The organism is Pseudoalteromonas sp. Of7M-16, from assembly GCF_022347805.1.
Classification (GTDB): domain Bacteria; phylum Pseudomonadota; class Gammaproteobacteria; order Enterobacterales; family Alteromonadaceae; genus Pseudoalteromonas; species Pseudoalteromonas luteoviolacea_F.
Genome location: NZ_JAKRFY010000003.1, coordinates 65911 through 77296, shown reverse-complemented (window position 1 = coordinate 77296; position 11386 = coordinate 65911). Strand labels below are relative to the sequence as shown.

Annotated in this window: 10 protein-coding genes; all 10 read right to left on the bottom strand. The window is 43.2% G+C overall.

Features of this window, described 5'->3' with window-relative positions:
* Window positions 1-74: 74 nt before the first annotated feature.
* Window positions 75-1358 carry a phosphoribosylamine--glycine ligase gene (gene purD, locus MHN81_RS04065; protein ID WP_239425078.1) on the bottom strand — a complete coding sequence of 428 codons (1284 nt, stop codon included), beginning with the start codon at window positions 1356-1358 and terminating at the stop codon, window positions 75-77.
* Window positions 1359-1372: 14 nt separating this feature from the next.
* A complete protein-coding gene (locus tag MHN81_RS04060) occupies window positions 1373-2203 on the bottom strand; it encodes a methyltransferase (RefSeq protein ID WP_239425077.1) in 831 nt (276 codons plus the stop codon).
* 101 nt (window positions 2204-2304) lie between these two features.
* Window positions 2305-3891, bottom strand: a complete 1587-nt coding sequence (gene purH, locus MHN81_RS04055; RefSeq protein WP_023397465.1) for a bifunctional phosphoribosylaminoimidazolecarboxamide formyltransferase/IMP cyclohydrolase — start codon at window positions 3889-3891, stop codon at window positions 2305-2307.
* A 260-nt stretch (window positions 3892-4151) separates the two neighbouring features.
* Window positions 4152-4442, bottom strand: a complete 291-nt coding sequence (gene fis / locus MHN81_RS04050; protein ID WP_010374122.1) for a DNA-binding transcriptional regulator Fis — start codon at window positions 4440-4442, stop codon at window positions 4152-4154.
* Window positions 4443-4457: 15 nt separating this feature from the next.
* The gene (gene dusB, locus MHN81_RS04045) at window positions 4458-5429 is read right to left on the bottom strand and encodes a tRNA dihydrouridine synthase DusB (RefSeq protein WP_023397466.1); all 972 of its coding nucleotides are present in this window, start codon (window positions 5427-5429) and stop codon (window positions 4458-4460) included.
* 278 nt (window positions 5430-5707) lie between these two features.
* On the bottom strand, window positions 5708-6583 hold the full coding sequence (gene prmA, locus MHN81_RS04040) for a 50S ribosomal protein L11 methyltransferase (protein WP_023397467.1): 876 nt from the start codon (window positions 6581-6583) through the stop codon (window positions 5708-5710).
* Window positions 6584-6771: 188 nt separating this feature from the next.
* On the bottom strand, window positions 6772-8613 hold the full coding sequence (gene rpoD / locus MHN81_RS04035; protein ID WP_023397468.1) for an RNA polymerase sigma factor RpoD: 1842 nt from the start codon (window positions 8611-8613) through the stop codon (window positions 6772-6774).
* 103 nt (window positions 8614-8716) lie between these two features.
* Window positions 8717-10474 carry a DNA primase gene (dnaG, locus tag MHN81_RS04030; RefSeq protein ID WP_239425076.1) on the bottom strand — a complete coding sequence of 586 codons (1758 nt, stop codon included), beginning with the start codon at window positions 10472-10474 and terminating at the stop codon, window positions 8717-8719.
* A gap of 76 nt (window positions 10475-10550) precedes the next feature.
* Entirely contained in the window at window positions 10551-10997 is a 447-nt protein-coding gene (locus MHN81_RS04025; protein WP_023397470.1) for a GatB/YqeY domain-containing protein, read from the bottom strand.
* Window positions 10998-11018: 21 nt separating this feature from the next.
* Window positions 11019-11234 carry a 30S ribosomal protein S21 gene (rpsU, locus tag MHN81_RS04020; protein WP_010362466.1) on the bottom strand — a complete coding sequence of 72 codons (216 nt, stop codon included), beginning with the start codon at window positions 11232-11234 and terminating at the stop codon, window positions 11019-11021.
* Window positions 11235-11386: the final 152 nt, after the last annotated feature.

The window sequence follows — 11386 nt, the reverse complement described above, 5'->3', positions numbered from 1 at the left end:
TTATTTGCGTTATTTAAAATTGAAATAAAAAAAGCGGCTAATTTTGAGCCGCTTTTATAGGATACCTAGTTTGATTACTGCTCACGTGCAATGGCACGATAAGCAATATCAGTGCGGAACTCTACACCTTCCCAGTGGATATCTTGGACCAGTGCATAAGCGCGCTTTTGCGCCTCTGTTACTGAGTGTCCTAGTGCTGTCGCACAAAGTACACGTCCACCAGCTGTTACAACAGCATCGCCTTGCTGTTTAGTGCCAGCATGGAATACTTTCTCGCCTTCAGAGTAATTTACTTGAAGACCAGAGATTGCATCTCCTTTAGGGTAGCTTGCAGGGTAACCTTTCGCAGCGAGTACAACACCGACAGCAGCTCTTGGATCAAACTGAATCTCAGTTTGATCCAGCTCTTGGCGGTTTGCAGCTTCAATTAAAGATACAAGATCTGATTGTAAACGAAGCATGATTGGCTGTGTTTCAGGATCACCAAAGCGACAGTTATATTCAATGACTTTTGGTGTGCCATCAGCTGTTATCATCAAGCCAGCATATAAGAAACCTGTATAAGGGTGGCCTTCAGCTGCCATTCCTTCTACCGTAGGGTAGATCACTTCATCCATAATGCGATTGTGGATCTCTTGAGTTACAACAGGCGCAGGCGAATATGCACCCATACCACCGGTATTAGGCCCTTGATCACCATTGTATGCACGTTTGTGGTCTTGGCTGGTGGCAAACGGTAAGACGTTTTTACCGTCTACCATGACGATAAATGAAGCTTCTTCACCTTCTAAAAACTCTTCAATTACCACGCGGCTGCCAGCATCACCAAATGCATTGCCTGCTAGCATGTCGCGGATCGCTTCTTCCGCTTCAGCTTCGGTCATTGCTACGATCACGCCTTTACCGGCTGCCAAACCATCTGCTTTGACTACTATGGGTGCACCTTGCGCTTTGACGTATGCAATTGCAGGGTCAATCTCGGTAAATGTCTGGTAGCTCGCTGTTGGGATTTTGTGTCTAGCTAAGAAGTCTTTAGTAAATGACTTTGAGCCTTCAAGTTGTGCTGCTGCTTGAGTTGGGCCAAAAATAGCGAGGCCTTCAGAGCGGAAGCGATCAACAACACCAATCACCAATGGCGCTTCAGGACCAACAATCGTCAACGATACTTTTTGCTCTTTGGCAAATGCAACAAGTGCATCAAGGTCTTCAACACCAATTGCAACGTTTTCTAATTTTGGTTCTAAAGCAGTACCAGCATTACCAGGTGCTACAAATACAGTTTTTACAGATGGGTTTTGAGCGGCTTTGAACGCAAGTGCGTGTTCACGGCCACCGCTGCCAATGACAAGTACATTCATGGCAAAGTTTCCTATTAAATCTTTTTAAACTTTAAAGTCATTCGGTCGCTTTCCCCAATCGCCTTGTATTGCGCTGATTTTTCATCACCCAACGCAAGTCTTGGCGGTAGTGTCCAAACACCGCGAGGGTGATTTGCACTATCTAGTGGGTTAGCGTTAATTTCACTGCTTGCTACCAATTCAAAGCCTGCTTTTTTAGCCATTTCTATGACATAGCTTTGCTTCATATAACCTGAACGCTTTTGATCTTCTGTATCACGGTGCTCTGGTAAGCGATGCTCAACCACCCCTAAGATCCCACCAGGCTTAAGCGCCTTATGGAATGCTTTGAATGATTTAAGTACACCTTCATCACCAGGGCGCATATACCAGTTATGAACATTACGGAAAGTTAAAACCATATCCGCAGAGCCTGCTGGAGCGATATCATGATGAGTCAATGCAGAGAATTCAGTCATTTTGATTTCGCTAAAACGTGTATCACTTGAAATCTTACCTTTAAATGCGGCTAATGACTTTTTGTAATACTCAACCTCGGAATCGGCCGGGAAGTGTGCTGCGTATAAAGTACCTTGGCCTTTTATTGTTGGCGCTAGGATCTCTGTATACCAACCGCCACCTGGTGCGATTTCAACGACAGTCATATTGGGCTTAAGACCAAAGAACTCCAATGTTTGGACTGGATTACGGTATTTATCACGCGCACGATTACTCTCAGCACGTTCACTGCTTTGTGCCGCTTTTGCAATATTTGCATTTGAGCCATCAGAGCTTGTTGTACTGCTACAGCCTGTGATTGCAGTGACGATGCCTGCAGCGATTAATGCTTTAATACCTAATTTCATTATTCAGTTCCTTCAAGGTTATTGTGATTGTCTTTTGGTCAGAATACTTTAATTTGGTGCAAACAAAAAGCGCGAAACGTTAAACGTTTCGCGCTTTTCGATTAGTGGCGGAAATGGCGCATTCCGGTGAATACCATTGCCATGCCAGCTTCATCAGCCGCGGCAATAACTTCTTCGTCGCGCATAGAGCCTCCAGGTTGGATCACTGCGGTGATACCAGCCTCTGCTGCAGCGTCGATGCCGTCGCGGAATGGGAAGAATGCATCTGATGCCATAACAGAACCTTTCACTTCAAGGTTTTCGTCAGCGGCTTTGATCCCCGCGATTTTCGCTGAGTAAACACGGCTCATTTGGCCTGCGCCCACACCAATCGTCATACCGTCTCGAGCATAAACAATGGCATTTGACTTAACGAACTTCGCTACTTTCCAGCAGAATAGTAAATCTTTTAACTCTTGCTCTGTAGGTTGGCGTTTAGAGACAACTGTTAGATCGCCCAATGTAACCATACCTTGGTCGCGATCTTGGATAAGTACACCACCGTTGACACGTTTGATATCAACACCTGTCGATTTCGCTTCCCACTGGCCACACTCTAAAAGACGGACATTTTTCTTTTCAGAAACAATCTCAGCAGCTTCAGCAGAAATGCTTGGAGCAATGATGACTTCAACAAACTGACGCTCGATGATAGCTTTGGCTGTCTCAACATCTAGTTCACGGTTGAAGGCAATGATGCCACCAAAAGCCGATGTCGGATCAGTTTTAAACGCTCTGTCATAAGCACTTAAAATGTCTTTGTCTTCAGCGACGCCACAAGGGTTAGCATGTTTGACGATAACACAAGCAGGCGCTTCGAAGCTTTTCACGCATTCAAGCGCAGCATCAGTGTCTGCAATGTTGTTGTAAGATAATGCTTTACCTTGCAATTGCTTCGCTGTTGCCACTGACGCTTCTTCAATATCATTTTCCACATAGAATGCGGCATCTTGATGAGAGTTTTCACCATAGCGCATGTCTTGCTTTTTAGTGAACTGCATATTGATAGTGCGCGGGAACTTGGTTTCTTCGGCTGCTTCTTCTGTGTAATCAGCAACAAGCTTACCGAAGTAGTTTGCTATCATGCCGTCGTACTGTGCTGTATGCTCGTAGGCAGCAATAGCAAGATCAAAACGTGTTTTATACGTTGTTGAGCCTTGGTTTTCTTTGATTTCAGCTAAAACGCGATCATAGTCGCTTGCATTGACCACGATTGTAACGTCTTTGTGGTTTTTAGCTGCGGCACGCACCATTGTTGGGCCGCCGATATCAATATTTTCAATTGCATCTTCTAGGCTGCAGTCAGCTTTTGCAACAGTTTGTGCAAAGGGGTATAAGTTAACTACAACCATATCAATAGCAGAGATACTGTTGTCTGCCATAACGTCTTCATCTTGGCCACGACGCCCCAAGATCCCACCGTGTACTTTCGGGTGGAGAGTTTTCACGCGACCATCCATGATCTCTGGGTGGCCTGTGTAGTCAGATACTTCCGTTACCTGAATGCCGTTGTCGGCTAGGAGTTTACAAGTACCGCCTGTAGAAAGAAGTTCAACGCCTGACTCAGCTAGAGTGCGGGCAAACTCAACGATACCAGTTTTATCTGACACGCTTAATAGTGCGCGACGAATAGGACGATGTATATCCATGATGGTTTTGATTTCCTCAATGATTAGTTAAGGGCTAGCTTAGAAAGGCTGTATTTTAGCTCAACTAGGATGAGAAAACGATGGAAATGATGTTAACGAGATTGAGAAATACTGAACTTTCTATATTGAGGAGGGTAAAGTTAGGATTTCAATATTAAAATTGGATGAGTTAAGCAGAATAAAATGTACTATCAGCATATCACTGAGCAGAAAAGGGGGCTCGAAAACGTCTTGGTAAAGACGTTTTCGAAAAATACGGATTAGTTCATGCCGTACTTTTTAAGCTTCTTACGAAGAGTACCACGGTTGATACCTAGTAAGATTGCAGCACGAGTTTGGTTACCACGTGTGTAAGTCATCACTTCTTCTAGTAATGGTGCTTCAAGCTCTGATAAAACTAGCTCATACACATCTTGCACGTCTTGACCATTTAACTGCTTTAAGTAGTGGTGGACAGCTTTTTTAACTGCATCGCGTAGTGGTTGCGGTTTCTCTTGTGACTGAACATGAGCGTTAGTGATAAAAGGAGAAGTCACATTTTGTTCGAACATCTTTATGTCTCTTTCTTAGTTAGCTGCTAGTGTTTCAAAATAGTTTTCTAATGCCTCGATTTGCGCTTTTGGCTCCTCAAGTGCATTGAATACTCGCCTAAATTGACCTTCTTGGTCATGGGACTGCAAGTACCAAGATACATGTTTGCGTGCGATGCGCGCACCCATTGGTTCACCGTAAAACTGATGGAGGTTTACAAGGTGCTCCATCAATATGCCACGCACTTCGGATACTTCCGGTGCTGGCAAGTGTTTTCCAGTTCGCAAATAATAGTCTATCTCTCGGAAAATCCAAGGACGACCTTGGGCGGCTCGACCAATCATGATGGCATCTGCGCCCGTATAATCCAAAACCTGTTTTGCCTTTTCTGGGGACGTTATGTCGCCATTAGCAACAACAGGAATAGAAACCGATTGCTTTATCGCTTTGATAGTGTCGTATTCCGCTTCACCTTTATACATGCATGCACGGGTTCTACCGTGTACTGCCAGTGATGCAATACGATTGCGTTCGGCTATTTTCGCAATTTCAACACCATTGCGGTTTTCCGGATCCCATCCTGTGCGGATCTTCAAGGTAACAGGTACATCGACTGCACCAACGACAGCTTGTACTATTTCCTCAACTAGATCTGGATACTGCAATAGTGCAGAACCTGCGAGTTTCTTGTTCACTTTTTTGGCTGGGCAACCCATATTTATATCTATGATTTGCGCACCATTTTTGACATTGAATTGTGCAGCCTGTGCCATTAGCTCAGGGTCTGCTCCTGCAATCTGCACAGAACGTATTCCTGACTCACCAGAATGATCCATACGGTTCATCGACTTATCAGTTTTCCAAACCTTTGGATTTGATGACAACATTTCTGACACCGCTAACCCTGCGCCAAGACGCCGACATAACTGTCTAAATGGTCGGTCTGTTATACCAGCCATTGGAGCTACGATCACATTGTTATCAAGTTGGTATGGACCAATACGCACTACTATTCATCTGCCTCATTTCAAGGGGCGCTAAGTTTACGGTTTTTTTTGCAAAAATCAAAGGCTATAAATTGAACATAAGTGTTTTTTTTTTGAACTTTTTGGGTTGACTTTTGGTAACAATATGAAGGGCTACATAAATTGCTGTAAATTTGTTCAAAAAATCTTTTTTGACTTAATTGAGGTCGGCCGATTGGCTGTAAATAAAGCGTAAAGCCTGTTAAGTTCAGGCCTTACGTGTAATAGATTACTAACTCAGAAGATAGTCGTTACACTTGTTATTGTTTTGTAATTCCGCTTACTCGTGTCCATTCGCCCTCTTGCTTTATTGCGTCTAAATCAATATATGGGGCGTATACATCTGCTACAGATTGAGCTTGCTCTTCTAAGATGCCTGACATTGCAATTGCACCTTGTGGCTTCAAAAAGCCAAGGATAATTTCATGGAGTTCGCGCAGTGGCTGTGCCAGGATATTTGCTACAACAATGTCGGCTTTAAAGTCAGGTTGGTTTTCTGGTAAATAAACTTCCAGCTTGTCTGCAACACCATTTCGTTCGGCATTATCTCTGCTTGCAACTAGAGCTTGCGGGTCGATATCTATGCCGATAACTCGCTCTGCGCCGAGTTTAATAGCTGCTATTCCTAAAATACCTGAACCACAACCAAAATCGACCACTGTTTTACCGCTAAGATCCTGTGCTTCAAGCCATTTTAAGCACAGCGAAGTGGTTGCATGTGTTCCGGTACCAAATGCTAGCCCAGGATCTAAAAGTACGTTTACTGCGTCAGGTTCCGGTATGTCACGCCAACTAGGGCAAATCCACAAACGTTCACCGAACTTGATTGGGTGGAAATTATCCATCCACTCTCTTTCCCAGTCTTTATCTTCTAGTTGTTCGACTTTATATTTTGGCGCTTCAGCCATGTTGGCAGTGAGGTAGTCAATGACGGCTTGCATGTCATGTGTCGCTTCAAACAAACCTATCACTGTTGTTTCAGGCCATAAAATGACTTCTCCAGGCTTAGGCTCATAGACAGGGTTATTTTGACTATCGATGAATGTGACAGAAGGGCATCCAATGTCCATCAACAAATCACTGATAAGGTCTGCTGTTTCTTTGTTAGCATCAATTCGGATTTGGATCCAAGCCATAGTGTTGTTCCTATTAAACTTTTTTCATCTATTGATTGCGCACAACATTTCACGGCTGTAGCACGTGAAAGAGCACGACAGATTGCGTGTATATGGCCTATCAGCTTATTTCAGCCGTTTTAGGGATGCACACATTTTATTCAAATAAAAAGGCCGCATAATGCGGCCTTTTTTTGTATTTATTACTCTTAGCCTTTGACGTCTAAGAAACTTTTCAGTAAATCAGAACGAGAAGGATGGCGAAGTTTACGTAACGCCTTCGCTTCGATTTGACGAATACGCTCTCGGGTTACGTCAAACTGCTTACCAACTTCTTCTAACGTGTGGTCAGTGTTCATATCAATACCAAAACGCATGCGAAGTACTTTTGCTTCTCTGGCCGTCAAGCCTGCAAGGACTTCATTGGTGGCACCACGCAGGCTTTCCATTGTTGCAGAGTCAATCGGAGATTCAATGGTTGTATCTTCGATGAAATCGCCTAGGTGCGAATCTTCATCATCACCAATTGGTGTCTCCATTGAAATTGGCTCTTTGGCAATTTTTAATACTTTGCGGATTTTATCCTCTGGCATCATCATGCGTTCTGCCAGCTCTTCAGGACTAGGTTCACGACCCATTTCCTGTAGCATTTGACGAGAAATACGATTAAGTTTGTTAATCGTTTCAATCATATGCACTGGAATACGGATTGTTCTTGCCTGATCAGCAATTGAACGGGTGATAGCTTGTCGGATCCACCAAGTTGCATAAGTTGAAAACTTATAACCACGACGGTACTCGAATTTATCAACCGCTTTCATTAGACCAATGTTACCTTCTTGGATTAAGTCCAAAAATTGTAGGCCACGGTTGGTGTATTTTTTAGCGATTGAAATTACAAGACGTAAGTTAGCTTCAACCATTTCTTTTTTCGCACGGCGTGCTTTCGCTTCACCTATGCTCATTCGACGGTTGATGTCTTTGATGCGTTCGACACTCAAGCCTGTGCTTTCTTCAATGGCTTTGAGCTTATTGACGCAGCGCTCAATTTCAGGCTTAACTTCACGAAGTTTATCTGAGTGTTTTTCTCCAGATGCGATTTCTGCATCAATCCAAGCGACATCTGTCTCATTGTTAGCGAAGTGCTTAACGAAAGTTTTCTTAGGTAGCTTCGCAATCTGAACAGCTTGTTTCATGATGATACGCTCTTGTACGCGTACTCTGTCCATCATTTCACGCATGTTATTAACCATGCGGTCAAACTGTTTTGGTACTAATTTAAATTTGCGGAACAACTCGCCAATTTCTTTGATAGCAGCTTGCGAATCAGGGTGACTACGACCTTTGTCTTCGAAACACTGACGTGCGCTAGTATATAAAGAACGTAGCTCTTCGAAATGTTCACGGGCAACTTCAGGATCCGGTCCTGATTCACCTTCTTCCGAATCATCGTCATCATCACTCTCATCGTCTTCGTCATCTAAGTCTTCTTCACTTAATTCAGAGCCAATGTGGGTTGCAGAGATGGTTGCTTCGTCATCTTCCAGTGAGTCAAAAAAGCCTGTAACGATGTCGCTTAGGCGCATCTCTTCAGCTTCGTATTTGTCCCACTGTTCAAGTAAATACGTAATTGCTTCAGGGTATTCAGCAACAGAAATCTGTACTTGATTTATCCCTTCTTCAATACGCTTTGCTATTAGAATTTCGCCTTCCCGAGTCAGTAGCTCAACGGTGCCCATTTCACGCATATACATACGTACAGGATCAGTTGTTCTGCCAATTTCTTTTTCTACCGTTGCTAGCGCAGCTGCCGCCGCTTCTGCCGCATCCTCGTCGGTGGTTGTTTCTTGCATCATCAGCTCATCGGCATCAGGGGCTGCTTCAGAAACCTGAATACCCATATCATTGATCATGCTAATGATATCTTCGACTTGATCCGAATCTATGATGTCTTGTGGAAGGTGATCGTTAACTTCTGCAAAAGTTAAGTAACCTTGCTCTTTACCTTTCTGAATCAGAAGTTTGAGTTGTGACTGAGGAGATTGATCCATAGAGATTTTTGCTTCCACTCTGATAAAGTTTATACAACGGGCGCCAGCTAAAAACAGCGTTATTTTGGTTGACGCAGTGAATAGAACATTATAACACCAAAAATTAATTTTGACCAGTTCTACGAGAGCCTAAAGCTTGTGTTAATAACGCACATTCCAGTCGTTCATCGCTACTTAGGCCTTCTGTTTTGTCTTTTATAAGTAAGGTCTCTAGTCGCAAATTTAAACACTGGTCTTCAATAAATTTAAATGTATGTTTAAATTCATCTTCTAAAGCCTCTTCATGAATATTATGCTGCCAAGTAGCAAGCTTTTTTAAAGCCTCATAATCTTGGCCATTTCGAAACGACTCTAAGATATGTGCAGTGGTATATTGAGTGTTTTCTAAACACGTTTGCTGCAACTTTAAAAACAACGCCATACCAGGTAATTGCATATGCGCAAGCTCGGGCAAATAGTCAACGCTCTGTGCAAGCTGGGGGTGTTGTAACAACAAACCGATAGCGCGACGCATAGGTGTTACTTTAAACTTTCGTTCTATGGTATGTTGTTTTTTGGGTGTTGAAAGCTTAGCGGTGAGTTGCTCACGGGTGCGTCCGATCAATCTTGCTAATGTAGTTAGTAGCGACTCTTGGTAAAATTCACTGGGTATATTATTAATCAGTGGGATAGCTTCTGCCATTAACTTGGCCTTTCCAGCATCAGTTGTTAGGTCGCACTGCTCAGACAGACGATTAAAGAGTACTTTACTATAATCATCCGCACTTAATAACCTCTCTTCGAAATGCGCTTTTCCTTCTTTTTGCACCAAAGAGTCAGGATCTTCTCCATCAGGTAAAAATACAAAGCCAAGTGATTTACCATCTTTTAGATTGGGTAAAGCATGTTCAAGAGCACGCCATGCGGCATCCCGTCCAGCTCTATCACCATCGTAACAGCACACAACTTTATCAGTGTTGCGAAATAATGTTTGCATATGCTCAAGGGTTGTCGCAGTACCGAGTGCAGCGACCGCATAGTCAATACCATACTCTGAAAGGGCTACGACATCCATGTATCCCTCTACGATCAGCACTTGTTCTAGTTTTTTATGTGCTTGTTTTGCTTCGTAGAAACCGTACAGTTCAAAGCTTTTGTGGAAAATTCTCGTTTCTGGTGAATTCAAATATTTTGGGCCTTGATCTTGACCCATAACACGTCCACCAAATGCGATAACACGGCCTCGTTTATCACGAATAGGGAACATCAAGCGGTCACGGAAAAAATCGAATTGTCTACCAGGTGTTTTTTCACTTGCCAGTTTTAATTCTACAAGTTGTTGCCGCTGTGATGGGTTACGTGCAAGCTTCCCAATTAAGGCATCCCACTCTGGCGGGGCATAGCCGATTTGAAATTTGTTGACTGTTTGTTCTGAAAGTCCTCTTCCTCTGACATAGTCTTGTACTTGCGCCGCATTACTATGTGTATTTAATTGCTGCTGGTAAAAGCGGGTAGTGTGCATCATTAAGTCATAATCTGACTTCTTTTCTTCAAAACTTCTTTGTGGCCCACCGATCCCTTGCTCTCTTGGGATCTCAAGGTTGTACATACCAGCAAGCTCTTCAATGGCATCAACAAACTCAAGTTTGTCGTACTCCATCAAGAATGAAATGGCATTACCATTGGCACCGCAACCAAAGCAATGATAAAACTGTTTATCTCTGGAGACGGTAAACGAGGGGGATTTTTCATTGTGAAATGGACAGCAGGCCTGGTAGTCTTTTCCTGCTTTTTTGAGGCCAACTCGACCGTCAATTAATTCGACGATGTCAGTTCTAGCCAATAAGTCATCGATAAACTGTCTTGGAATTTTGCCAGCCATAGTTTTCCTAACGCTTATACGAAGAAACCGAGCACAAGGCTCGGTTTACTAATTTCATACATTTGTATGTGGGTAATTATGCGCTTAATCTTTGTTTAATTAAACCAGAGATTTTGCCCATGTCGGCACGACCTTCCGCTTTCGCTTTGATCACACCCATTACTTTACCCATGTCTTGCATACCAGCTGCGCCTGTGTCAGCGATTGCAGCATCGATCATCTCAAGTACTTCTTCTTCAGACAAAGGCTGAGGTAAGAATGACTCAAGTACTGATATTTCACCAGCCTCGATTTGTGCTAAGTCTTCTCTTCCAGCATCAGTATACTGTGTGAAAGAGTCTTTACGCTGTTTAACCAGTTTAACCAACACCGAGGTGATACCAGCATCATCTAACGTTGTCTGGTTATCAATTTCGCGTTGCTTGACTTCAGCTAGAGCTGCTCTGATAGCCGTAAGACGAGGTTTGTCTTTGGCTTTCATTGCTTCCTTTTGGGCGTCTTTTAGCGTCGCTAATAAGCTCATATGTACAAGACCAAATGTTAATTAGTATAGTTTAACGCGACGTGCGTTTTCACGAGAAAGCTTTTTCATGTGACGCTTTACAGCTGCTGCTTTCTTACGCTTACGTTCTGCAGTTGGCTTCTCATAGTGCTCGCGACGACGAACTTCTGAAAGGATACCTGCTTTTTCACATGAACGCTTGAAACGACGAAGTGCTACGTCAAACGGTTCGTTTTCTCTTACTTTAATTACTGGCATTAAAAATTCACCTACCTAAATAATGAGCTTGGCTCAAATTGACCGAAAAATGGTCAATTGGTTCAAAAATGGTGCGGTATTGTAAGCCGAAGCGAGACCGCGTGTAAAGATCAAATTATAGCGGATCTGAATAATTGTGTCATGCACTAATA